Annotated in this window: 24 protein-coding genes and 2 tRNA genes; 16 read left to right on the top strand and 10 right to left on the bottom strand. The window is 34.7% G+C overall.

What is annotated here, in order from left to right; translation table 11 throughout:
• Positions 1-3: 3 nt before the first annotated feature.
• The 5 genes from ACTJJF_RS00130 to ACTJJF_RS00110 all read right to left on the bottom strand — a co-directional run bounded on the left by ACTJJF_RS00130 (position 4) and on the right by ACTJJF_RS00110 (position 3,843).
• Positions 4-495 (bottom strand): N-acetyltransferase family protein, encoded by a 492-nt coding sequence (locus tag ACTJJF_RS00130; protein WP_440698256.1) that lies wholly within the window; start codon positions 493-495, stop codon positions 4-6.
• 1 nt (position 496) lies between these two features.
• Positions 497-1,108: an arsenate-mycothiol transferase ArsC gene (locus ACTJJF_RS00125; RefSeq protein ID WP_440698255.1), complete on the bottom strand. Its 612-nt coding sequence runs from the start codon at positions 1,106-1,108 to the stop codon at positions 497-499.
• 25 nt (positions 1,109-1,133) lie between these two features.
• Positions 1,134-1,607, bottom strand: coding sequence for a DUF6428 family protein (locus tag ACTJJF_RS00120; RefSeq protein WP_440698254.1), 474 nt, complete (start codon positions 1,605-1,607; stop codon positions 1,134-1,136).
• A gap of 64 nt (positions 1,608-1,671) precedes the next feature.
• Positions 1,672-2,004, bottom strand: coding sequence for an ArsR/SmtB family transcription factor (locus ACTJJF_RS00115; RefSeq protein ID WP_312296302.1), 333 nt, complete (start codon positions 2,002-2,004; stop codon positions 1,672-1,674).
• A gap of 165 nt (positions 2,005-2,169) precedes the next feature.
• Complete coding sequence (locus tag ACTJJF_RS00110; protein WP_440698253.1) at positions 2,170-3,843, bottom strand: glutamine--tRNA ligase/YqeY domain fusion protein; 1,674 nt, start codon at positions 3,841-3,843, stop codon at positions 2,170-2,172.
• Positions 3,844-4,876: 1,033 nt separating this feature from the next.
• Between ACTJJF_RS00110 and ACTJJF_RS00105 the strand changes: the two genes are divergently transcribed.
• The 3 genes from ACTJJF_RS00105 to ACTJJF_RS00095 all read left to right on the top strand — a co-directional run bounded on the left by ACTJJF_RS00105 (position 4,877) and on the right by ACTJJF_RS00095 (position 5,623).
• Positions 4,877-5,035: a hypothetical protein gene (locus ACTJJF_RS00105; RefSeq protein ID WP_312306423.1), complete on the top strand. Its 159-nt coding sequence runs from the start codon at positions 4,877-4,879 to the stop codon at positions 5,033-5,035.
• A 61-nt stretch (positions 5,036-5,096) separates the two neighbouring features.
• The gene (locus tag ACTJJF_RS00100; protein ID WP_312306425.1) at positions 5,097-5,264 is read left to right on the top strand and encodes a bacteriocin-like protein; all 168 of its coding nucleotides are present in this window, start codon (positions 5,097-5,099) and stop codon (positions 5,262-5,264) included.
• A gap of 191 nt (positions 5,265-5,455) precedes the next feature.
• Positions 5,456-5,623 (top strand): bacteriocin-like protein, encoded by a 168-nt coding sequence (locus ACTJJF_RS00095; RefSeq protein ID WP_312306427.1) that lies wholly within the window; start codon positions 5,456-5,458, stop codon positions 5,621-5,623.
• A 9-nt stretch (positions 5,624-5,632) separates the two neighbouring features.
• Here the strand turns inward: ACTJJF_RS00095 and ACTJJF_RS00090 are convergent, their stop codons facing one another.
• Both ACTJJF_RS00090 and fbp read right to left on the bottom strand, forming a co-directional pair.
• On the bottom strand, positions 5,633-6,637 hold the full coding sequence (locus ACTJJF_RS00090; protein ID WP_312306429.1) for an o-succinylbenzoate synthase: 1,005 nt from the start codon (positions 6,635-6,637) through the stop codon (positions 5,633-5,635).
• Positions 6,638-7,654, bottom strand: coding sequence for a class 1 fructose-bisphosphatase (fbp, locus tag ACTJJF_RS00085; RefSeq protein WP_065398771.1), 1,017 nt, complete (start codon positions 7,652-7,654; stop codon positions 6,638-6,640). It abuts the gene before it with no gap.
• A gap of 323 nt (positions 7,655-7,977) precedes the next feature.
• Between fbp and ACTJJF_RS00080 the strand changes: the two genes are divergently transcribed.
• From ACTJJF_RS00080 to ACTJJF_RS00060, 5 genes are all read left to right on the top strand, one after another.
• Entirely contained in the window at positions 7,978-9,216 is a 1,239-nt protein-coding gene (locus tag ACTJJF_RS00080; protein WP_440698252.1) for an aspartate kinase, read from the top strand.
• Positions 9,217-9,238: 22 nt separating this feature from the next.
• The gene (locus tag ACTJJF_RS00075; protein WP_440698251.1) at positions 9,239-11,080 is read left to right on the top strand and encodes a lysophospholipid acyltransferase family protein; all 1,842 of its coding nucleotides are present in this window, start codon (positions 9,239-9,241) and stop codon (positions 11,078-11,080) included.
• A gap of 109 nt (positions 11,081-11,189) precedes the next feature.
• A tRNA-Phe gene (locus tag ACTJJF_RS00070) sits at positions 11,190-11,262 on the top strand.
• A gap of 253 nt (positions 11,263-11,515) precedes the next feature.
• Positions 11,516-11,588: transfer RNA gene (locus tag ACTJJF_RS00065), tRNA-Phe, on the top strand.
• A gap of 248 nt (positions 11,589-11,836) precedes the next feature.
• On the top strand, positions 11,837-13,057 hold the full coding sequence (locus ACTJJF_RS00060) for a site-specific integrase (protein WP_440698250.1): 1,221 nt from the start codon (positions 11,837-11,839) through the stop codon (positions 13,055-13,057).
• Between the two features lie 435 nt (positions 13,058-13,492).
• Here ACTJJF_RS00060 and ACTJJF_RS00055 read toward each other — a convergent pair whose 3' ends face one another.
• The gene (locus ACTJJF_RS00055) at positions 13,493-13,990 is read right to left on the bottom strand and encodes a hypothetical protein (RefSeq protein ID WP_440698249.1); all 498 of its coding nucleotides are present in this window, start codon (positions 13,988-13,990) and stop codon (positions 13,493-13,495) included.
• A 206-nt stretch (positions 13,991-14,196) separates the two neighbouring features.
• On the opposite strand from ACTJJF_RS00055, the gene ACTJJF_RS00050 reads away from it, so the two are divergent.
• The 7 genes from ACTJJF_RS00050 (at position 14,197) to ACTJJF_RS00020 (ending at position 23,185) form a co-directional block, all read left to right on the top strand.
• Positions 14,197-14,739: a toll/interleukin-1 receptor domain-containing protein gene (locus ACTJJF_RS00050; RefSeq protein WP_172795481.1), complete on the top strand. Its 543-nt coding sequence runs from the start codon at positions 14,197-14,199 to the stop codon at positions 14,737-14,739.
• A 2-nt stretch (positions 14,740-14,741) separates the two neighbouring features.
• A complete protein-coding gene (locus ACTJJF_RS00045; protein ID WP_059155289.1) occupies positions 14,742-16,202 on the top strand; it encodes an SIR2 family protein in 1,461 nt (486 codons plus the stop codon).
• Between the two features lie 2 nt (positions 16,203-16,204).
• On the top strand, positions 16,205-16,696 hold the full coding sequence (locus ACTJJF_RS00040; protein WP_440698248.1) for a TIR domain-containing protein: 492 nt from the start codon (positions 16,205-16,207) through the stop codon (positions 16,694-16,696).
• 3 nt (positions 16,697-16,699) lie between these two features.
• Positions 16,700-17,407: a TIR domain-containing protein gene (locus tag ACTJJF_RS00035; protein WP_440698247.1), complete on the top strand. Its 708-nt coding sequence runs from the start codon at positions 16,700-16,702 to the stop codon at positions 17,405-17,407.
• Between the two features lie 147 nt (positions 17,408-17,554).
• Positions 17,555-20,248, top strand: coding sequence for a type I restriction endonuclease subunit R (locus ACTJJF_RS00030; protein ID WP_440698246.1), 2,694 nt, complete (start codon positions 17,555-17,557; stop codon positions 20,246-20,248).
• Between the two features lie 13 nt (positions 20,249-20,261).
• Positions 20,262-21,698, top strand: coding sequence for a type I restriction-modification system subunit M (locus ACTJJF_RS00025; protein WP_440698245.1), 1,437 nt, complete (start codon positions 20,262-20,264; stop codon positions 21,696-21,698).
• A complete protein-coding gene (locus ACTJJF_RS00020; protein ID WP_440698244.1) occupies positions 21,698-23,185 on the top strand; it encodes a restriction endonuclease subunit S in 1,488 nt (495 codons plus the stop codon). The genes ACTJJF_RS00025 and ACTJJF_RS00020 overlap by 1 nt, the downstream gene beginning before the upstream one ends.
• Positions 23,186-23,214: 29 nt before the next feature.
• Here the strand turns inward: ACTJJF_RS00020 and ACTJJF_RS00015 are convergent, their stop codons facing one another.
• Entirely contained in the window at positions 23,215-24,018 is an 804-nt protein-coding gene (locus ACTJJF_RS00015) for a tyrosine-type recombinase/integrase (RefSeq protein ID WP_440698243.1), read from the bottom strand.
• A 39-nt stretch (positions 24,019-24,057) separates the two neighbouring features.
• Here ACTJJF_RS00015 and ACTJJF_RS00010 point away from each other — a divergent pair, with 39 nt between their 5' ends.
• Entirely contained in the window at positions 24,058-24,606 is a 549-nt protein-coding gene (locus tag ACTJJF_RS00010; RefSeq protein WP_440698242.1) for a restriction endonuclease subunit S, read from the top strand.
• On the opposite strand, the gene ACTJJF_RS00005 is transcribed toward ACTJJF_RS00010, so the two are convergent.
• Positions 24,601-25,137: a restriction endonuclease subunit S gene (locus tag ACTJJF_RS00005; RefSeq protein WP_440698241.1), complete on the bottom strand. Its 537-nt coding sequence runs from the start codon at positions 25,135-25,137 to the stop codon at positions 24,601-24,603. The genes ACTJJF_RS00010 and ACTJJF_RS00005 overlap by 6 nt on opposite strands.
• Positions 25,138-25,185: the final 48 nt, after the last annotated feature.

Genomic DNA, 25,185 nt, shown 5'->3' with positions numbered 1-25,185 from the left:
TCATTAATTGATCCCTGTTGTTTTGCTTCTTCTTTCCATCATAACGGTGTCACGCCAGCTATCTCCAAGTTTTCCAATCTTCTCTCGGTAGCCTATGATCCTGAAACCTAAATTAGTATGCAATGCTATTGTTGCTTCATTCTCTGGAAACATGCCACTCTGCAATGTCCAGATTCCATTTTTTTCACTTTCTGAAATCAGTCTGGCCATGAGCATCTTTCCTATACCTTTACCTTTATAATCGTTGCCAATGTAAATACTTACTTCTGCAACACCACCATACACACACCGATCACTCACTGCTGACAGTGCAGCCCATCCCACCACGATATTGTCAATCACAGCGGCTAAACGGCTATGCTTTAATTTACTTTTGTCCCAATCTTCCCATGTTGGAACTATTGTCTCAAAGGTAGCATTACCAGTTTCAATACCTTGTTTATATATTTCTGCAATTTCTGAAAATTGTTCCTTGCCAATTGTTATTATTTCCATCTTACTTTTTTACAAATGAAAAAACATAAAACATTTCTGTCGCTATCTGTAAACTTCTGTCACTGTAGATTTGCGTCTGTTCCGGAGTGTCATCCGAAACTTTAGGATCATCATATTGTATTGAGAATCTGGCTTCTGCCCCTAAAACTGAAGGGCAGCCTTCGTCTGCATTGCTGCAGGTCATTATAGCAGCAAATTCATTTTCAGGATTGAATTCATTATTATATTCTTTTGAAAAACAGATCACAGCGGGTTCATTTTGTGCATATTTAACAGCATAGACCGGATTTTCAGTTTCGCTAAGCTTTTGGATCTGAAAACCCTGATCATTTAATGTTTCTGCTACTTTAGGGAACATGGCCGTAGATTCTGTACCTCCTGAATAGCAATACACATTCCCAATGTCAAAATGATAAGCCATTGTCTGTGCCCAGATCTGAGACAGATGACTTCTGCGGCTATTATGTGTGCAAATGAAATTCAACCTGATATTCTGATTGGCTTCTACTTTACTTTTTATGTAATTTACTAATGGGTCTAAAACAGCTTTTCTTTCCTCTGAAATTGAATCAATTGAAAGAGCCTTAATACATTCTGAAATTTTCCGGTTCATTTTACTTATTTTATAACCTGTATTCTTAACAGCATCCACCTCCCGGTGTGCAGGAATTGCTTTGATTTACCGTAAGTTCTGAAAGATTTTTCTTTTGTTTTTCGGAAGGAATTCCACAAGCTTCCCGGGCCAGACATGCTGTAGTCTTACTTTTCAGAACGAATGTTTTTCCGTTGAACTCAAGATCGTATTTACCGATGGTATCACTTTGATATTCCACCTCAATCTCAGAGTCCTCAATGCCTAATTTTTCTTCGGAAAGTCTGATAATGTTGAGGAGTTTTCCAGGTTTTAAACGGTGTTCATAATCGTCAGCATTCCACAGCTGAAAGTTTACAGCTTTTTCAACACGGATCACGCCGCCACAGTCAATGAATTTTTTATTGATCTGGCCTACTTCGGTAACATGAAAGTGCTCCGGTACAAATGTTCCGTTTTCTAATTGAAATTCAACATTTTCTAATGTTGGTAGAATTTCCTTGATCTCAGATAGCTTCATAAAAATTATTTTTTAAATTATAATGTTATATTGCAATATTACGATATTGAAAAATAAAAAAAAGTTAAGAACAGCAATTGTTCACTTTTACTTCCTGGTTGAAAAATGCATTAAACTCATTTTGAATTTCCTTCCAAATTTTATCATCAATACAGTAACAAACAGATTTTCCCTCTACTGTACCCTGTATTATTCCCAGATTTTTTAACTCTTTTAAATGCTGCGAAATTGTTGCTTGTGCCAATCCCAATTCATCTACCAGATCATTGCAAATACAGGCTTTTTGATTGATAATATGTTGTAGGATAGCAATTCTGGCGGGATGAGCCAAAACTTTAAATGCGGAGGCTAATTTATTTTGCTCATCTGTAAATATTTCTGACTTGGTAAGCCCCATATCTTGTATTTTATAATCGCAATATTACGATTATAATTTTGAAAGACAAAATTACTGATGAAATTTTACATTTTTCTTTTCTTAACTTAAGATGCTCTGGACTTGCATAATAAAACAGGACCTATTTCTAAGTCCTGCTTTATTTATTTTCTATAATTCTGAAAATTATTCAGGTTTATAAGAATCTTTTAAAGTTACGGTACGGTTGAATACCAATGTAGAATCCGTAGAATCCTGATCTTTGGTAAAGTACCCGATTCTCTGGAACTGTAATGGTTCTCCAATCGCCACATCTTTCAGACTTGGTTCGGCAAAACCTTTCACAGTAGTCACTGATTCAGGATTGATGAAGTTTAAGAAGTCTACGTCTTTTTCAGCATCCGGCTGCTCTACAGTAAACAACTGGTTGTAAATTCTTACTTCTACAGGAATCGCATGTTTGGCAGATACCCAGTGAAGTGTTCCTTTTACTTTTCTTAAACTTTCTTCTGTTCCGCTTCCGGATTTACTCTTCTCATCGTAAGTAGCATAGATGGTAGTGATTTCACCATTTTCATCCTTCTCTACTCTTTCAGCTTTGATGATATAAGCAGATTTTAAACGAACTTCTCCACCCAACTTCAGTCTGAAGAATTTATTGTTAGCCTCTTCTTTGAAGTCTTCACGCTCGATATAAAGCTCTCTTGAGAAAGGAACTTCTCTTGTTCCCGCATTTTCCTGTTCCGGGTTATTTTCAGTCTCCAGCCATTCTTCTTTATCTTCAGGATAGTTTTCGATCACCAATTTTACCGGATCTACCACAGCCATCACACGCTTAGCTACCTTGTTCAGGTCTTCACGTACGCAGAAGTCAAGCAGCTGGATTTCGATCAGGTTTTCTCTTTTTGCCACCCCTACTTTATCAATAAAGTTTCTGATGGAAGTCGGAGTAAATCCTTTTCTTCTCATTCCTGAAATGGTAGGCATTCTAGGGTCATCCCATCCTGTCACTACTCCTTCAGCTACTAATCTCTGAAGTTTTCTTTTGGAAGTGATCATATAGGAAACATTCATCCTTGCAAATTCTCTCTGCTTGTTTTTAACCCTTCCATCTTCATAAACCTGGTCTAAATACCAATTGTACAGTGGTCTGTGATTTTCAAACTCCAATGAACAAAGCGAATGCGAAATTTGCTCAATATAATCGGATTCCCCATGAGCCCAGTCGTACATCGGATAAATTTTCCAGGCTGTACCGGTTCTGTGGTGAGGTTTATTCAAAATTCTGTACATCACAGGGTCACGCATATTCATATTGGGTGACACCATATCAATTTTTGCACGAAGTGACATTGAACCGCTTTCAAATTCTCCATTTTTCATTCTTTCAAACAGGTCAAGAGATTCTTCTACCGGACGGTTTCTGTATGGAGATTCCACTCCCGGCTCTGCAGGATTTTTTCTCTGTTCTGTAATCACTTCGGACGGCTGCTCATCTACGTAAGCTTTGCCTTCCTTAATCAATTGTACTGCCCAATCATAAAGCTGCTGGAAGTAGTCTGAAGCATACAATTCTTTATCCCATTTGAAACCCAGCCATTCAACGTCTTTTTTGATAGAATCTACGAATTCCTGTTCTTCTTTCTCAGGGTTCGTATCGTCGAAACGAAGGTTTACGGGAGCGTTGTATTTTTCACCCAGGCCAAAGTTGATGCAGATGGCTTTTGTATGCCCTACATGCAGGTACCCATTTGGCTCAGGGGGAAAACGGAAACGGATCTGATCTCTTTTCAGACCGTTTGCCAAATCATCTTCAATAATTTGCTCAATAAAATTGAGGGATTTTTTTTCTTCTTCCATTAAGATTAGCTTTTATTTTTTATCAAAAAAAGTTGTACAAAGTTACGGAAAAATTAGTGTTTTTGAAAGCGATAATTTAAAAGCCTTATTGTTTGCAATTCAGTATTTTTCATTAATTTAGGAAAAGCTAAAAACCATAACTCAAATTACTAATCATGGCCGTTTATATCTTAAATAACCGGAAAATAATCCGTCATAATGGGGAAAGACCTGATTCTTTTTTCAGCGATGAATACTTAATTTCCAATTTCAGGATTGCTCAGTGCAGTTTTGACAATAATAAAGAACGTACTGCTTCTTTATTAACTTCTGATGTTACATACAAAGTATTTGAAGACTCAACCAGGTGATATAGTTAAATATATTATGTCTGTCATCGACTGTACTTTTATGAAAGATGATTTTTAAAAAGTCTGAAATATAAAGTCGCAACTATTGGAAATACTTTCCAGTTCACAGATGCGTAATGATATTTTCAAAACTTATATGGAACAGATAGAAATATTATCAGCAATAGATTAAAAAATAACGAAAATATTTTCACAATTATTTCTTAAAGATTAATTAAAAAAAACTTATAAAATTAAGCTTATGTTAAACTTACAGAACGCCTTAAAAATGGCATAGAGATTGCCAATTCAATCTATAGAGAATTACAATTTTTTTATCATGAGAAAGATTAAAAAAAAGTTTTCTTATATCTTAATGTATATAAAGAAAGCCATCTTTGTAAAAGATGTAATTTAAACCCGAGTATTTAACCCTGTAAAATTGAAGATTATCCGATCCAACAATTACTTTATCCTTTAATTAAACCGAAACAGAATCAAAATTCCTACAAATGAATTGCAGGAATTTATTTCCATGCATTATCATAAGAGATTGATGAGAGAGATATTATGTTTGTCACTTTTTTTGCATCCAGCATAAAAATCAGATATTTTGTTAAATATTATTAAAATAATTCACCCGTCATTGTATTATCAAAAAAGTTTCGGATATTTACTTACCAACTCAACTAAAAACTTTTACTATGAAAAATCTAAAGAAATTAAAAAATGGAGAATTAAAGACCATCAAAGGCGGCATTATCCCCCGTGACTGTATGAGCTGGGATCCAAAGTTAAGATGCTGCCGACAATGGCTTCCTGAATCTTCAGACAGACCTGTTTGCCCGGATAATCCTTTTTAATTTTCGGAATTAAAATAGATCATATTCAAAATTAAACCAACAACTTTTTAAAATATTTATTATGAAAAATCTAAAAAAAATCAACAGAGAAGAATTAAAGAGTATTAAAGGGGGAAGACCACCTCTTGGATGTAATAATTGGGATCCAACGGCCAGATGCTGCAGAGCATGGGCAGAAGGATACTGTGGAGGTACTACCTGCCCGGATTCACCTCCTCCGTATTGCTAGTTAACTTTTAAAAACAGCAGTTTGAGACAAAACACATCTCATTTCAGAGAAATAAACCAGGTTCAAAATGTATTTCCATACATGTCCAATGCCTAAAACTTGAGGCATTGGGCTTTTTATTACGAGCTAAGACAGTCTTTAAACCAGATCCTGTCATTACATACACATCTCATCAAAAACCCAATATTATCATGAAAAAACAACACAACAACTTCAAAAAACTGAACAAAAGGGATTTGAAAACCATTCAGGGAGGAGATATTCCGGTAGTACCTATTGGCTGCAACAACTGGGATTTTAAAGCCAGATGCTGCAGGGAATGGGATTGGGAACATTCGGGCAACCCAACGTGTGGCTAGTCTGTTTCTTTACACCTTGAACCACAGCAGCTCATTTCTGAGATCTAAGCTGGATTCAAAATTATTGACAAATAAAGCTCCGGTGCCTAATCCTTGCGGCATCGGATTTTTTTTGGTGAATGTATATTGTGCAATGGCATTTAATCCTATATTACTTTCCAATGCTGAAGTGATCCACCAGCCGATATTCTGATGTTCAGCAAGAGAAATCCATTCATCTGAACCTGAAAAACCTCCTACCAATGCAGGTTTCAAAATAATATACTGTGGTTGTATTGCTTCTAAAAGCTGTTTCTTTTTCTCAGGATCAATAATTCCAATCAGTTCTTCATCCAGTGCTATGGGTGTAGGTGTCTGAGCACATAATTCAGCCATATCACTCCAGTTTCCTGCTTTGATTGGCTGTTCAATAGAATGAATATGGAGATCTGCAAGCTGATGCAAAACAACTGATGCTTCCTCTTTACTGAATCCTCCATTGGCATCTACACGAAGTTCCAGCTGATCTTTGGAGAACTTTTTTCTCAGTTTCTGAAGAATTACATGTTCTGATTTCCAGTCCACCCCAATTTTTAGCTTAATGCAATGAAATCCTTTTTCCAGTTTATCCTGAATCTGTTCTTCCATATAGCCTACATCTCCCATCCAGATAAGCCCATTGATTGTGATGGCTGATTTTCCTTCCGTAAATTCACTGGGGAAATATAAACTTCCGCTGTATTTCAGATTCAGAACAGCCTGTTCATATCCAAACCACAGGGACGGAAATTCTTTCAATTCCTCTTTTAAATAAGCGGAATCTTTCTCTATATTTTCACAGAGCCATTTTAATTTTTCTTCATAATCCGGCCTGTCATCAAAGCTCAGCCCTCTGAAGATTGCACATTCTCCTACTCCTTTTTTGCCGTTTTCAGCAATTTCCAGAATAAAGGTTTCCTTATCAAGCAAAACGCCGCGAGATGTTCCACTCGGGCGTTTGAATTCTAACAGATATTTTAAATACTTTGCTTCCATTTATTTTACGCTGTCGATACGCATAAATTCTTCCGCTTTTTCTACCATATCAACACTTCCGCAGAAGAACGGAATTCTCTGATGAAGTTCTGTAGGTTCTACTTCCAGAATTCTTCTGAATCCGTCTGTTGCTTTTCCTCCGGCCTGTTCTGCAAGGAACGCCATAGGATTACATTCGTATAATAATCTTAATTTACCGTTCGGAGCCTGGGAATAAGAAGGATAGATATAAATTCCTCCTTTCAGCATATTCCTGTGGAAGTCTGCTACCAGAGAACCGATGTATCTTGAGGTATAAGGACGATCCCCTTCTTCCATCTGGCAATATTTAAGGTAATTTTTTACTCCCTGAGGAAATTTGATATAATTCCCTTCGTTGATAGAATAAATTTTACCTGTTTTTGGGAATGTCATATTCGGGTGTGAAAGGTAATAGGTACCAAGAGAAGGATCCAGTGTAAATCCGTTTACTCCGTTTCCTGTAGTATATACGATCATTGTGGAAGATCCGTAAATAACATATCCTGCTGCAATCTGGTTGATCCCTTTCTGTAAGAAGTCTTCCAGCTTAACAGGAGTTCCCGGTTCAGTTACTCTTCTGTAAATAGAGAAAATAGTCCCTACGGAAACATTCACGTCGATATTGGAAGATCCGTCCAAAGGATCAATCAAAACCACATATTTACTTAAATGACCATTTTCACCGCATTTGATATCGATAAAATCATCATTTTCTTCAGATGCTATACCACAAACAACCTCTCTTTGAGACAAAGCCGTAATAAAAATTTCATTAGCGATCACATCCAGTTTCTGCTGTTCTTCACCCTGAATATTCTGGTTTCCCGCAGCTCCTGTTATATCTACAATTCCTGCTTTATTTACTTCTCTGTTTACCACTTTAGAAGCCAGTCTTATTGCACTGAGAAGACGAGAAAATTCTCCTGTAGAATACTGAAAATCGTCCTGCTTATCAATAAGAAACTCTCCTAAAGTCTGTAATGGCTGATTTGACATATTTTTCTTTTTACTTTCCCCCAAATTTCGGAAAATTTATTGCATTAAGAAAATTTAATTACAAAAGAGATTACTCACTGTATTTCAATACAATATAATTCAAACACAACATAATATTAAGCAGTTAGATAAAATGTAAGGTCCAGATTTGCTATTCCGGAGGCGTAAAAAAACCGGATTATTTCATGAATTGTTGATTTTAAGGAAATCTTAATTCTATCGGGCCGCTAGGCTATTTCATATCTCGTTGTAAATTTATAATTTTGACGTCCGTAAAAAACTCATGTAATTTTTTATCTAACAATTTTATTTTTAACAATTTAATGAAAATTTTCAAGTTTGGTGGAGCGTCTGTAAAAGATGCCGAAAGTGTGAAAAATGTGTCCATGGTTCTAAAAAGCCAGGGATTTGCCAAATGTTTGCTGGTGATTTCAGCAATGGGCAAAACGACCAATGAGTTGGAAAAAGTTGTAGAACTTTATTTCAAAAAAGATAACTATCAAACTGAGATTGAAAAGATAAAACGAAAACACATTGAGATTGCGGAAGGTCTTTTTCCTGAAAATCATGCGGTTTTTGCTGAAATCAATCTCTTCTTTGATGACATCGATTCTTTTTTAAGAAGAAATAAATCTCCTAATTACGACTTTGTGTATGATCAGGTGGTGAGCTGCGGAGAAATGATTTCCACAAAAATTGTAAGCGAGTACCTGAATGAAATTCAGTTTACCAACCAATGGCTGGATGCCAGGGATTACATCAAAACTGATAATTCATACAGGGAAGGTACGGTAGACTGGACGAGAACGGAAGAGTTTATCTCGAATCTTAATCCGGAAATCTGCTATGTTACCCAGGGCTTCATTGGTTCTGATGACAATAATTTTACGGTAACGTTAGGAAGAGAGGGATCTGATTATTCTGCTGCTATTTTTGCGTATTGCTTAAATGCCGAAGCGATGACGATCTGGAAAGATGTACCTGGGGTAATGACCGGAGATCCGAGAAAATTTGAAGAAGTATCTCTTCTTTCGAATATTTCTTATGAAGAGGCTATTGAAATGGCTTATTACGGAGCAAGTGTAATTCACCCGAAAACATTACAGCCGCTACAGCAAAAAAACATTCCTTTTTATGTAAAATCTTTCGTAGATCCTGCCAAAGAAGGAACAAAAGTAGGTGCCTCAGACAAGAATCAACATGAGGAGTCTTATATTTTAAAGGAAAATCAGGCTTTACTGAAAATTTCCACAAGAGATTTCTCATTCATTGCGGAAGATCATATGAGCTTAATTTTCGGGTATCTGTCTAAATATAAGATCAAGGTTTCCCTGATGCAAAACTCTGCTATATCACTGGCATTGTGCCTGGAAGATAAATTTAATCAACTTGAAGAGCTTAATGAAGAGCTTCAAAAAATTTTTAAAACCGAAGCAATTAAAAATGTATCTTTATTCACAGTAAGAAATGCGAAGATGGATCACATTGAGAGATTTTACCAGGAAAAAAATGTATTATTGGAGCAAATTTCCAAGAATACACTTCAAATGGTAACACAATAATATTAATTGCGACTAAACACACATGAGTTTAATTTCGAAAAACGATCTGATCAAAGCTTCCGGCTTAAGTAAAATCGGGTTCCTCAAGAACCCGGTAGCATCTGCTGTGATGAGCATTGCTAAAATAAATGAAGTAAATAAATTATACGATAAATTAAAAGATAAGGAAGGCAAAGACTTTTTCGACTCATTTGTAAGAGAAAGAAACCTAAGCTATGTAGCTTTTGAAGAGGATCTGGCAAAAATTCCGAAAACAGGACCTTTTATTCTGGTTTCGAATCACCCGCTGGGTGCTATAGACGGAATTCTGATGTGCAAGATCTTATCAGAGGTACGTCCGGATTTCAAGGTAATGGGAAATTTCCTTCTGGAAAAGATCAAGCCTATGGAGCCGTATGTAATCTCTGTAAACCCTTTTGAAAACCGAAAAGAAGCTTACAGCAGTTCTTCGGGAATGCGTGAAACCCTCAAGCATTTACAAAACGGAAGCTGCGTAGGTATATTTCCTGCGGGAGAAGTTTCCAACAAAAACAATCCTTACGGAGAAATCTTAGATAAAGAATGGGAAAAAACGGCACTTAAGCTGATCAGAATGGCTAAAGTGCCGGTAGTTCCTATGTATTTCCATGCCAAGAACAGCCGTCTTTTTTATCAGGTAGCCAAGCTTCACCCGAATTTACAAACGCTGATGCTACCTGCTGAAATGATGAATGACAGGGAAAAACCTATCAGAATCAGAATCGGAAGGCCTATCACGGTGAAAGCAATGGATGATATGGAAACGATTGAGGAACTGGGAGAGTTTCTGAAGCGTAAGGTTTATATGATGAAATCTTATTATGAAAAAAGGAAATCTCTGGCTCAAAGTATCAATCTTCAGAATCTTTCTGTAAAATTTCCTTTGCTGAAGGAAGAAAATATTGTTCAGAACATTATTGATGAAACTCCGATTGAGGATATTATCAAAGATGTTGACAAACTTAGAGGTACTGACAAAATGCTGTTCAGCAACGGAAATTACGAAATCTACTTTACCACTTACGAAGAGATTCCTTCTATCATGCGGGAAATCGGGCGCCAGAGAGAGCTTACTTTCCGTGCAGTGGGTGAAGGTAGTAATCTTCCGTTTGACCTGGATGAATATGATAAGCATTACCACCACCTGTTCCTTTGGGACAATGGTGAGAAGAAACTGGCCGGAGCGTATAGAATGGCACTAGGCAGAGAGGTGATGAAAAAATATGGCATCAAAGGCTTCTATACAAGTTCTTTATTTGAATTTGAACAGGACATTCACCCTTTCTTCAAAAAAGTGATCGAAATGGGCCGTGCCTATATCTGCCAGGAGTATCAGCAGAAACCACTTCCGCTTTTCCTTTTATGGAGAGGAATTGTGCATGTATGCCTGAGAAACCCTGATCATAAATTCCTGATGGGTGGTGTAAGTATCTCCAATAAGTTCTCGGAGTTCTCAAAATCTCTGATGATTGAGTTTATGCGTTCCAATTATTTTGATTCTGCCGTTGCTCAATATATCACCCCAAGAAATGAGTACAAAGTAAAGCTTCGTGACAGGGATAAGAATATTTTCTTTGAGGAAATGGAATCTGACCTTAATAAGCTTGATAAGATCATCGATGATCTGGAACCTGAACTGAGACTTCCTGTTCTGATCAAAAAATACATCAAACAAAATGCGAAAGTAATTGCTTTCAACGTGGATCCCAACTTCAATGATGCGATCGATGGGTTGATGTATATCCGTATCAGTGATCTTCCGGAAAACACGATCAAACCGGTATTGGAAGAAATGAGTGAGCAGATCAGAAAGGAACAGGAAAATAATCCGTCTGATAATCAATAGTTTTTTTAGTTTCAATAAAAAAAGCATGATGAATACTTGCTTTGTATACTAAAACTTACTACTTTTGCAACACTTTAAAACAACAAAGTAAGTCAAACAACAATATAATGGTTTCTTAGCTCAGTTGGTAGAGCAATGGATTGAAAATCCATGTGTCCCTGGTTCGATTCCTGGAGAAACCACTTGAAGACCTCTGATTTTTCAGAGGTTTTTTTGTTTTTAACACGCAGACTTCTCTTTTTATACTGATGCGATATTTTTCTCACGCAAAGTTTTCTATTCTTTATGTTGTATTTTTAAAAATCTTTAGCCCTGTTAATCTTATATTTAGGAATAAAAGCGGATCTAAAGTAAAAAACATGTTTAAGAATTGAAAAAAATGTACTACTTTTGCATCACTTTAAAACAACGAAGTAAGTCAAACAAAAATATAATGGTTTCTTAGCTCAGTTGGTAGAGCAATGGATTGAAAATCCATGTGTCCCTGGTTCGATTCCTGGAGAAACCACAAGAAATTGGATGATTTCAAACAAAACCCCTCAAATTGTATGATTTGAGGGGTCTTTATTTTGAGTAATATATACAAAATAAGCTATTTTCTCACAAAGTAAAGGTGCCCTTTTCGGTGACCTCTATATTTAGATTTTTTCAGGTAACCGAATTTCTCTGAAAGTCCCATCAGCAAAGCTGTTTAATAATCGAACATCTTGATTAATGGGTCTCTGGAAATTATTTTAACCTTTAAAAGTCATTATTATGAAAACTAAAATTTCAGTATTGCTCTATGCTAAAAAATCCAAATCGAAAAGCAATTTACAAGTTCCTGTTTACTTACGAATTACAGTTAATGGAAAACGTTCAGAACTCTCTACAGGTAAAAATGTAGATCTTTCTAAATGGAATCCAGAAATAAACCGTTTAAAAGGCAATTCTGAGGAGGCTCGTACCATCAATAAGTATTTTGATGTATTATCATCTAAAATCCTTGAAATCGAAAGAAATCTTATTTTATCAGGAGAATCTTTCGATGCTACCGATGTGAGGAATCTTTTAACCGGAAGACAAGAAACAGAACGTCATTTGATTCCTATCTTTCAAGATCATAATGATAGGATGAAAAAATTAATTGGAAAAGATTATGCACTAGCAACTCTTAAAAATTTCAAAACGTGTTTGTCTCATTTAAAACAATTTCTATGGAGTTTTTATAAAAAATCTGATATTAATATTAAAAAAATTGAACCTGCTTTTTTGAATGATTTTGATTTCTTTCTTCGTACCGTAGCAAAATGTAATAACAATTCCACGGTAAAACATACCAAGAATTTAGCAAAAATTCTCAAAATATGCTACCAGAATACTTGGATTGAAAAGGATTTAGTGGTGTATTACAAAGGAAAATTTAATGAAGTAGCCACAAATTTCCTTACACTAGAAGAAATTAAATCTATTCAGGATAAAGATTTTGCAGGTCAGGGCTTAAATTTAGTTCGGGATATTTTTATTTTCAGCTGTTATACCGGATTGGCTTATATTGATATTTACAATTTAACAAAGGATCATATCTCTACCGGAATAGATGGAAATTTATGGATAATGACTCATAGACAAAAGACCCATACAGCATCAAATATTCCCTTACTTCCAATAGCTGAAGAAATACTAAGAAAATATGAGAACCATCCTTTAATAATAGATTCAGAAAGGTTACTCCCAATGTATACTAATCAAAAAGTTAACGAATATTTGAAAACAATTGCTGAGACTTGTGGAATTACAAAGAAACTGACTTTCCATGTAGCACGCCACACATTTGCAACGACAGTGACTTTAGGGAATAATGTTTCTATGGAAAGTGTAAGTAAAATGTTGGGACATAGAAGTATTAAAACCACTCAACATTATGCTAAGATTCTGGATAAGAAAGTAAGTGAAGATATGAGTTCATTAAAAACATTACTAACAGCTAGATTATAGATGTAGTATTGATATATGTAATATCAACTTTTAACTTCAATCAAAAATACTGTAAAATATATTTGCAGTATTTTTTCTGTATTTGATTAGCAGAAATATTTCTAAAAGAAAGCGAAGAAAAAACCGAAAAAAAAAGAAAAAAAAAGTCCTTTTTTAAGGGAGCGAGGTGTTATGTCAAGGTTTTTTGGAAAAAGTTTTTGTGTATTTTTTATACATAAAAACTTTTTCTAAAAACCCGTAGGGCTTGACCTTGACAAAACTTTAGCACTTGGATTTAGGAGCTCCCTATCTTTGACTTCTTTTTTTATTTTTGTTATGGGATGGGTATCTTTTTAGGATGAAATAAAAGTAGGTCTATTTTTATATATGTTAGCGTTTTTCATTTTAGAATTTTTACTTATTAAACTTGTTATTTTAAAGCCCATGTTTTGCTTATTAAAAACTTTTATTTAAGCCCAAAACAAAATGTAATGGAATTAATTTTTGAGTGTATAAACTTTCGCTTATGTTTGAAATGGAAAACCGTTGAATGCTATTTGAGTTTAGTAAGTTATTGCCCTGTAGAAATAAATTCATATTCTGTTTCTTCAATCTATAATTTAATTTAACATCCCAGAATTGAGTAGTTCTTGCATTGGTATTACCAAATTTATAATATTCAAGATAGGATTCGATTCTAAATTCAGGAGTAATAGTCATGTAAAGATTTATAAATCCTTTTTGGTCAATATATTTGTTATCATTTACATCAGACATAATTTTGTTAAATATCCATTGATAGCCCAGTTCATAATTGATAAAGGTTGTCCAACCTGATTTCATTTCAAAACCGGTTTTTAAACTGGAAAATTTGCTTTTAATCAGCCTCTGATTGTTTACACTATTTTCGTAATCAGAGGAAATAAATGATTCAAATAAACTTAGTGGGCTCATAGCCACCAATGGTGGCATTACGCGGGATCTTCCGGAAAACCGTAATTTTTTTTCCCTTTAAAAGTCTAGTTTTACAGATTATAAATATAAAAACGAAATAATATATGCCTTTTTTACTATTTTGGCTAATCAATTCCACTTAGAACACTAACAATCAGATTTAGGGGATTGAATAAAATAATAACAAGAAAACAAAAATAAAACATATGGCCATTTTTACTAAACAAGAATTTCAGACGATTGCCTACAATAAGGCTAGAAATAAAGGATATACAACCTTGAATGAAAGCCGAACTTTCTCTGAATATTCATCAAAGACAAGTATCTTTTTATCGCATTCTCATAAAGATAAAGCGTTGATTGCTCAGGCAAAGACATTTTTTGAAAATTTAGGTATTTCTATTTATGTAGATTGGGCTGATGAAACAATGCCACAACGCACAAGCGGAATAACAGCACAAAATATTAAAGGACAAATTAGAAAAAATGACAAGTTTGTACTATTAGCGACAAACGATGCCATTGCTTCTAAATGGTGCAATTGGGAAGTTGGAATTGGAGATACCTATAAATTGGCAAGTGATAAAATTTGCATTTTACCTTTAGCAGACAATAGACTTACCTGGCAGGGGAATGAGTATCTTCAAATTTATCCTAGAATTGAGGAAAGTGAATACACAAAAGATTATTACAAAATAATTTATCCCAACAAAACAGAAATATCATTAAACGAGTGGTTAAATAAATAATTATGACATTTACAGAACAACAAAAGAAATTTATAAATGATTTTGCTATAGAAATAAATAGTGGAGATGCTGCTATTTTTGCAGGTGCGGGTTTTTCCGCAACATTAGGCTTTGTAAATTGGAAAGAACTGTTGAGAGACTTAGCTGTTGAATTAAAATTAGATGTTGATAAAGAACACGACTTGATTTCAGTGGCACAATATCATTTCAATAAATTTAAGAGAGGTAAAATCAACAATAAAATTATCAATGAATTTACCACACTCACCACAGGTAGCGAAAACCATAAAATTTTGTCTCGTATTGGTATTGACACCTTTTGGACAACAAATTACGATCAGCTTATAGAAAAGACCTTGGAAGCGAATGGTAAAACAGTTGAAACAAAAATTAGGAATGTAGACTTTTCAAGAAACATCAAGAAGAAAGATGCCATTGTCTACAAAATGCATGGGGATAAAAACTCTCCTGATGAAGCTGTTCTAACAAAGGATGATTACGAAACTTACAATGATAAGAAAGAATTATTTTCTACTGCCTTGAGAGGAGATTTATTATCAAAGACTTTTTTATTTATAGGCTTCAGCTTCGATGACCCAAATCTGGAGTACATTTTAGGAAGAATAAAAATTCTGCTAAAAGATAACACGCCTACGCACTACTGTTTTTTCAAGGAAGTGCAAGAAACCGATTTTAATGATACCACAAAAACACCTGAGCAAAATAAGGAAGATTATTTGTACGCAAAAATTAAACAGGAGTTAAAAATTGAAGATTTAGTTAGGTATGGTATTCATGCCATAATGGTTAAAGAATATTCTGAAATAACAGCAATTTTGCACGAGATAGAGAAGAGAATAAAAAGAAAAAATATTTTTATCTCAGGAGCGGCTCACGATTATTCACCTTATACCGCAGAAGATGCGAATGACCTAATTCATTCCCTAAGTTACAAATTGGCTGAAAAAGAGTATAAAATTATTTCGGGATTTGGATTAGGAATTGGTAGCGTTGTTATTAATGGTGCATTAGATTTTAAATTAAATTCTAATTACAGAAATTTGGATGACTTATTAATTTTAAGACCTTTTCCCCAAATTCAGTCTGGAGCTAAAAGTATCCCTGAAATATGGACAGATTATAGAAACGAGATGATTTCAAAAGCGGGCGTAGCAGTTTTTGTTTTCGGTAACAAAAAAGTTGGCGATGATATAGTCAATTCAAATGGTATGGAAGAAGAATTTGAAATTTGTTTGCAACATAATGTTATTCCTATTCCTATAGGAGCAACTGGATATGTTTCCAAATCATTATGGGATAAAGTTACTGGAGAACTACAAGTTTATTATCCTGATAATGCAGAATTATACAATGCTATAAGAGAACTCGGAAAAGATAATCCAACAAAAGAAGAAATAATAAACAACACAATAAAAGCAATCAATATTTTACAAAAACTATAATTATGGCAAGAAAAGTGTTTACAAGTTTCCATTATGTACCCGATAATTGGAGGGCTTCTCAAATAAGAAATATGGGAAAAATTGAAGGAAATAGTGTGGTTACTTCCAACAAATGGGAAGAAGTAACGAATGGTGGTGACAAAGAAATAGAAAAATGGATTGATAATAATATGAGTGGAAAATCTTGTGTTATTGTATTTGTTGGAGAAAAAACAGCAGGAAGAAAATGGATTGACCATGAAATAAAAAAGGCTTGGGAAGAGGGACGAGGAATTTTTGGAATTTATGTACATAATCTAAAAGACAGTGGGGGTAATCAATCTAATCAAGGAAATAATCCATTTGATGGCTTTAGTGTGGATGGAAAATCCCTTTCTTCAATTGTAAAATGTTACAATCCGCCATACAGTACAAGTACCTATGTGTATGACCATATTAAAGAAAATCTTGAAGACTGGATTGAAGAAGCAATAAAAATCAGAAACAATTACTAAATTATGGGTAAGAGTATATTCGTTTCATATAAATATGCAGACGCCCAAGTGCAAGATTTAGGAGTGTATGAAGTTATTGATTTCTTTGTTACAAAAAGAAGAATTGCAACAACAGCAAGACATTATGTTGATGAAATTGCGAAAATTTTGGAAGAAGATGACCATATTTATAAAGGAGAAAATGATGGGGAAAGTATGGTTGCGCTTGAGGATACTACAATTGCCTCAAAGTTAGGAGATAAAATATTTTATAGTTCAATTACAATTGTTCTTGTTTCTAAAGGGATGAAAGAGAATTTCTCTAGTGAAAAAGACCAATGGATTCCTTGGGAAATTTCATATTCTTTGAAAGAACAATCAAGACAGGGAGGAAGGAGCAAAACAAATGCAGTCTTAGCAGTTGTATTACCCGACCAATGGGGAAGCTATAATTATTTTATTGAAGAAAACTCTTGTTTATATTGTAATTGCAGAACATTGAAAACTGATTCTTTGTTTCAAATCCTTAGAGATAATATGTTCAATGTAAAAAATCCTGTCTATACAGATTGTGCTAATCATATTGGTAGTAGACCATATAAAGGTTATTCATCCTTTATTCATTCTGTTAAATGGAGTGATTTTATTGTTAATCCAGATAAATATATTGATATTGCACTGACCATAAGAGCTAATATCAATGAATATGACATTGTAAAAACAATAAAATAAACAACCAATTTAAAACTCTTCACAAACAAAATTATCAAATAAAGTTACTTCTTCATAGCATTCTAGGAATGCATAAGGAGATATCAAATGAAATTAACTATTTTTGTGATTAACTTCTGATAATATAAATTATATAGAAGTAAATAAATGACACCAGAACAAAAAGCTAGAGAAATTATCAATCGAATGCTTAATGAATCTGGGTGGGAAATTGTCAATAGAGACCATTACTCACCCAATATTTCTGCTGTGGCTATTGAAGAAGGGATTTTAAAAGGAAGCCTTGAAGCTGATTATCTTCTGTTTATTAATGGCAAAGCGATAGGTGTTCTTGAAGCAAAAAAAGAAGAATGTAGACTATCTAATGTTGTAATGGAGCAAGCTGAAAGATATACTTACAGATTGCCAGATTGGTGTTCTTACTGGTATCAACCGCTGCCCATCATTTATTTATCAAACGGTAAGGAAATATTATTTAGAAATATTAATAATCTTGATGAAGATTATTTGACAGTCCCTCGTATACATTCACCAAGAGAGATTGTGAAAATGCTTGGAATAGAAGACGAGTATTCCGGTTTACCTTCACTGCAAAAGAAGGGACTAAGGGATTGCCAATATGAAGCAATTACTGAATTGGAATCTAGTTTTAGATTAGGCCAATCTCGTGCGTTAATGGTACTTGCAACGGGGGCTGGAAAAACTTTTACGGCTTGTATGGCCGCTTACAGACTACTTTCTTATACGCCTGTTAAGAGGGTTTTGTTTCTTGTTGACAGAAATAATTTAGGACGACAGGCAGAAGGAGAATTTGGCACTTTCCGACTTACAGAAACAGGAGAGCCATTCAATACGATTTTTACAACAGAGCGATTAAAATCTGCTAAAATCCCCAAAGATGCGAATGTCGTTATTTCAACCATTCAAAGACTTTTTGCGCTGCTTACAGGACAGGAATTAAATGATAACGAGGATGACGAATCATATAATAACGATGGCAAAGAAATACAATTGGATGGAAACTTAAATCTTCCTCCTGACTTTTTTGATTTAATCATTATTGATGAGTGCCACCGTTCCATTTACGGCAACTGGCGAAAAGTCTTGGAGTATTTTAAATCAGCAAAAATGGTTGGTCTTACCGCTACACCAGCTCCCGAAACTTTAGCGTTTTTCAATAATAACCGTATAGTAAATTATACCCTTGAAAAATCTATTGCTGACGGAATTAATGTTGATTATCGTGTGTTCCGTATTAAAACTCAGGCTACGGAAAATGGAGGAGCTGTAAAAGAAGGAGAAAATATAACGCAGATAACAAAATATTCCGGTAAGGTAGAAGATATAAGAACTTCAGAAGAGAAAACATATACTTCTACAGAACTCAATCGCAGTATTATCAATCCTTCGCAAATCAAACTTATTTTAGAAACTTACCGTGATTCTATATATAACGAGCTTTATCCCGATAGAGAACCTCAATTAGAGTATATTCCTAAAACTTTGATTTTTGCTTTAAATGATGCTCACGCAACCAATATAGTCCGAATTGCGAAGGAAGTATTTCCTAACCAGTCCGAAAATTTTATTCAAAAAATTACTTATTCTGCAGGAGACAGCAATCAGTTAATAAGAAGTTTTAGAAATGACAAAGATTTCCGGATTGCTGTTACCGTGACATTAGTGGCAACAGGAACGGATGTGAAACCTTTGGAAGTTGTTATGTTTATGCGGGATGTGGAATCGGATGCTCTTTATACACAGATGAAAGGTCGTGGTGTAAGAACAATTGGAGACGAACAACTCCGTAATGTAACTCCCAATGCAGTCAGTAAAGACCTTTTCTTTTTGGTAGATGCAGTCGGAGTAACAGAACACGAAATGCAGGTTACTCGTCCTGGTGCAGATATGCCGCCTCCTAATATGTCTTTGAGAATATTATTAGAGCGTATTACGCACGGAGATTTGTCGGATGATAATTTAAGACTCTTGGCAAGTCGTTTATCACGAATCAATATTAAATCAGATGATAAACAACGTCAAAAATTCACAGATTTAGCAAGAATCGAAATAATAGATTTGGCAGTACAAATATTCAGTGCTTTAGAAGAAGGAATATTGGAACCTTTTATTGAGGTCAATCATCCAAATCTTGGACGAAAAGGCCTCGTTCGTCCTCTTACGCATAATCCGAAAGCAAGACAATATCTGCTAGAACTGAATGCAGGATTTATATCCATTTTGCAACCGGGAGAAGATAATTTAATTGAGAAAGGATTTTCCATTGAAGAAGCTCGGAACACCACACAAGCATTTGAAGATTATGTCAATTCCCATAAAGATGAGATTGAAGCTTTACGTATTATTTACAACAACAGCAATGAGCCGATTACTTATAAAATGTTGAAGGAACTACGAGAAAAACTAATGCAAGCCAGCAACAAATTCAATCCTATCCTGTTATGGAATACCTATTCTGTCCTGGACCCGACTCACGTTGTCTCTTTTCGCTCAAAAGATGAAAAAGATGCGCTAACCAATATTATTCAATTAGTACGTTTTGCTTTAAAACAAAGTCCTGACCTACGTTCTTTATCATCAATGGCTGCAAGTCGCTTTGAGCTTTGGTGCGGACAAAATCAACGACCTTTGACGGACACTCAAAAAGAGATTATCCGCAACGTTGTTAATTATATTGTAGCCAATGGAAGTTGCAATTTTAATGACATTAAAGAGGAAGACAAACCTTTAGTTGCCCAAATGGTAAGAGATTTTGGCACTGCAGATTCTGTAAATACCGCCATCATCTCACTTTCACAATTTATACTAAAAGCTGCTTAAAATAAAATTATTAATGGCAAAAAAAACAGTTGCGACCGAACAGTCGCTTACAAAAAGAGTCTGGAATTTAGCTACCATTCTTTCTTCACAAGGTGTTGGCTTCACCGATTATATAACACAATTAACTTATCTTTTATTTCTGAAGATGGACAATGAAAATGTTGAAATTTTCGGAGAGGAATCGGCTATTCCAGACGGTTATCGCTGGAATGATTTAACGGAACTGGATGGACTTGATTTAATCGACCATTACGAGAAAACCTTAAAATTATTGAGTCAGGAAGACAACCTGATAGGAACAATCTATACAAAAGCCCAAAATAAAATAGATAAACCGGTATATCTCAAAAAAGTGATAACACTTATTGATGAAGAAAATTGGTTGTCGATGGATGGAGATGTTAAAGGTGCAATTTATGAAAGTATTCTTGAGAAAAACGGACAAGACAAGAAAAGTGGCGCTGGGCAATACTTTACTCCACGACCACTAATTAATACAATGGTTGAAGTTAGCCGTCCGCAAATTGGAGAAACGGTCTGCGACCCAGCTTGTGGTACAGGCGGTTTTCTTCTTGCTGCTTACGATTATATGAAAGAGCAGTCGCAAGATAAAGAAAAACGGGCATTCCTGAGAGATAAAGCATTGCACGGTAACGACAATACACCTCTCGTTGTAACCCTCGCTTCAATGAATTTGTATCTGCACGGAATCGGCACGGAACGCAGCCCGATAGAATGCTGTGATTCATTAGAAAGAGAACCGGATACATTGGTAGATGTAGTACTTGCTAATCCTCCGTTCGGGAATAGACCTGCTGGTTCTACAGATATTGCTGCTATGCGTACCGATTTGTATGTTTCCACAAGCAATAACCAGCTGAATTTTATGCAACAAATTATGCTGATGCTCAAAAATGGCGGAAGAGCAGCGGTGGTATTGCCAGATAACGTATTGTTTGAAGGTGGTGCCGGGGAAACGATTCGTAAAAAATTACTTACAGAATTTAATCTTCATACCATTCTTCGCTTGCCTACAGGTATTTTTTATGCCAATGGTGTCAAAGCAAATGTATTGTTTTTTTCAAAAGGGAATAAAACCAATGAAACGTGGTATTACGATTACCGCACCAATGTAAAACATACATTGGCAACCAATCCTATGCGCCGTCAGCATTTAGATGATTTTATAAAATGCTACAATGCTGAAAATATTAACAGCAGGATAGAAACTTATTCCAAAGAAAATCCGTCCGGTCGCTGGCGGAAATATACTTCGGCAGAATTATTAGGAAGAGACAAAACTAGCCTGGATATAACCTGGATTAAAACAGGAGAAGAGACTGTAGATATGTCGCTTGCCGAATTGTTGTCACAAATTGAAGAGAAAAGTTCCAATATATCAAGAGCTGTAACTTCATTAAAAGAAATAATCGGCAAAATAGAGGAATAATGGATACGAAGAAATTAAGACAAAAAATCCTCGATTTAGCAATCCGTGGAAAATTAGTTCCGCAAGACCCAAGTGATGAGCCCGCTTCTGTGCTTATCGAAAAAATACGTGCAGAAAAAGAACAGTTAATCAAAGAAAAAAAGATTAAGCGAGATAAGAACGAATCATACATTTACCGTTCCGATAAATCATATTACGAGAAGTTCGCAGACGGAACCGTGAAATGTATTGATAACGAGATACCTTTTGAGATACCAGAAAGTTGGGAATGGGTAAGAGGATATTCGTGTTTTAATCCAATGGAAAGTACTAAGCCAACGGGAAATAGTTTTAGATACATCGATATTGATGCAATAAATAACAAAAAACATAAAGTAACCAATCCAAAAACTATCAAAATAGAAAATACTCCAAGTCGTGCTACACGAAAACTATCAACAGGAGACACTCTTTTTTCTATGGTAAGACCGTATTTAAAAAATATAGCTTTTATAGATAACTCTTTGGATGATTGTATTGCTTCTACTGGCTTTTATGTTTGTAAACCAAATAATATGCTGTTTCCTGAATTCTGCTTTAACTTAATGACTTCGAAATATATAATAGATGGGTTAAATAGCTTTATGAAAGGAGATAACTCTCCGTCAATAAGTAATAATAATATTCTTAATTGGCTATATCCAATTCCTCCTTTTGAAGAGCAAATTAAAATTGTTCATAATATAGAACGATATAATCATTTTATCGATGAAGTAGAACTGAATCAGATAGATTTACAAAAAACTGTAAACCAAACCAAATCCAAAATTCTAGACCTTGCCATCCGAGGTAAACTTGTCCCGCAAGACCCAAATGATGAGCCCGCTTCTGTATTGCTTGAACGCATAAAAGCAGAGCATCCGGAAAGCAAAAAGAAGGCTAAATACACAGGGGATAACTCACATTATCCCTTTGAAATTCCAAAATCTTGGGAATGGTGCTATTTTGAAGATATTTCAACTAATGATTTAGGCAAAACATTGGATAAAATTAAAAATCAGGGAAAGTATTATCCTTATCTCCGTAGCGTAAATGTCAGGTGGGGAGAAGTTAACTTGGATGACTTGAAAGAAATGAAATTTGAAGATATTGAAATCTATCGTTACTCAATAGAGAAGGGAGATTTACTTGTTTGCGAAGGAGGGGAAGTTGGGCGATGTGCAGTATGGGATAGAGAGAACAGCATACTATATCAAAATGCGATACATCGAGTACGTTTCCATTGTAAAATTGATTCTTATTTGTATATGTATTTTTTATGGCATTATAATGATATATGTCTCCTCGACAATTACAGCAAGGGAATTACTATTAAACATCTCACAAAATCATCTTTAAATACTATTCCTTTCCCTTTACCCCCACTATCAGAACAAAAACGAATTGTCCAAAAAATTGAAGAAATTTTTGCTTCAATTGATAAAATAATAAATTCAATTATAGCGTAAGCATCTGCCTACGCTATAATTTTCAATCTTTACCAATTCACTATTTTATCAACAATTGCTTGTTGCTCACTTGCAGTACGGCGAAGATAAATTCGGGTCGTTTCTATGCTTTCGTGTCCCATAAGGTCGGCAAGCAGTGCTATGTCATTAAATCTATCTAAAAAGTTTTTGGCAAATCGATGGCGAAAAGAATGTGGATATACTACATTCACATTTAAGCCATATTTTGAAGCAAAATGTTTCAACTGTTGAGATATTCCACGGGTTGTAATTCTTTCTCCAAAACGATTAAGAAATATATATCCGGATTTTATACTTTTTGTTTCTAACCATTTGATAGCTTCTGCACGAAGATTTTTAGGAATATATAAACGTCGGATTTTCCCTCCCTTTGTGTACATATCAAGATGTCCTATTTGAACGTGTTCTGCTTTTATCTGCAACAATTCACTGACCCGAGCTCCGGTTGCTGTTAAAAACCAAACGACAAAATACCATTCACTGTTTCCGTCTGCTTTTAACTTTGTTTTGAAAAACTTGTAATCTGCGTCACTAATGACATTTTCTAGAAAATTTTTCTGCTGAACCTTAACAAATTTGAGCTTCAGCCTATCTTTTTTGATAAATTCTAAATACTTGTTAATTGCTTGCAAACGCAGATTCACTGTTTGTGGTTTAAAATGTTCGATTAGAAATCCTTTGTAGGCCAAAAGGTTTTCCTTGTTTACTGCCCCATATTGAGTAAGAAAGTGATTTACTGTCCATACATACGATGTAATTGTGTTTTCTGCCAAGTCATTTTTACTTAGTGATTTTTTAAAGTCTGTTACCATTATTCTATTAATTTTTTAAAATAAGACAACAAATTTATCTTGGCTATCTCACATTATCAGAACTTGCCTCAAGGATGGGCGGAATGTACCTTAGAATGTGTTGGTTCTTGGTCTTCTGGTGCAACTCCAAACCGTTCAAATAAAGCGTATTATGAAAAGGGAACGATTAATTGGCTGAAAACTGGTGACCTAAATGACGGCTATATTGATTATATACCTGAAAAGATAACCGACTTAGCCCTTAAAGAATGCTCAGTTAGATTAAATCCAAAAGGTAGCGTATTGATTGCAATGTATGGTGCAACTATTGGAAAAATTGGTATTCTAAATATACCAGCTGCTACAAATCAAGCTTGTTGTACCTGCATTACATATTCAGGTATTTATAATAAATTTCTTTTGTATCTTTTGATGAGTAAGAAGAAAATTTTCCAAATAAAAGCAGAAGGTGGGGCACAACCCAATATTTCAAAAGAGAAAATTACTAATTTTCCTATTCTATTACCTCCAAGTCAAGAACAAATTAGAATAGTCCAAGTCATCAAAAACTTATTTCAACAATTAGATAATATAACAGCAGAATTATAATTCTACTGTTATATTATTTAACATAGTATATAATGAATTAATTGTTTGTGTTATTACCATTTGTTCTTTAAGAGGAGGAATCGGAATAAATTCATTCCTAATTGTTTCGCTAGAAATGGCCAAAAAAGTTGTACCGGTTGCTTTATTTACAAAGCTATTTTTAAAATAGGAAACCCAATAATAGGCGAAGCCAAGAGAGATTTCGTTTAATGGTTTCAGAGAACACAACCCACGACCTATACAAACCTCTCTGTTTGTGATGTTTATATCACCAACAGGAGCTCTCACACACAACAATAAGCTATGAGATTGAGCGAGTTTAGTTGGATAAGATGTGAATGTTTGGGACGATAATAATATTTTATCTCCAAAATGAGTTCTGCCTTGATGAAATTCATATTCTCCATCACTACTTATGTATTCACCGCTAGGCGATTGTCCCATTATAATATTGAATATATCTTGAAACCTTGCCCATACCCAATTCTCAGGTATCTCAAAGGGCAAGTTCTGATAATGTGAGATAGCCAAGATAAATTTGTTGTCTTATTTTAAAAAATTAATAGAATAATGGTAACA

Source organism: Chryseobacterium sp. 22458 (assembly GCF_052044975.1).
GTDB lineage: Bacteria > Bacteroidota > Bacteroidia > Flavobacteriales > Weeksellaceae > Chryseobacterium.
Note: the sequence above shows the minus strand (reverse complement) of the source record. Positions and strands in the feature narration are given on the sequence as shown.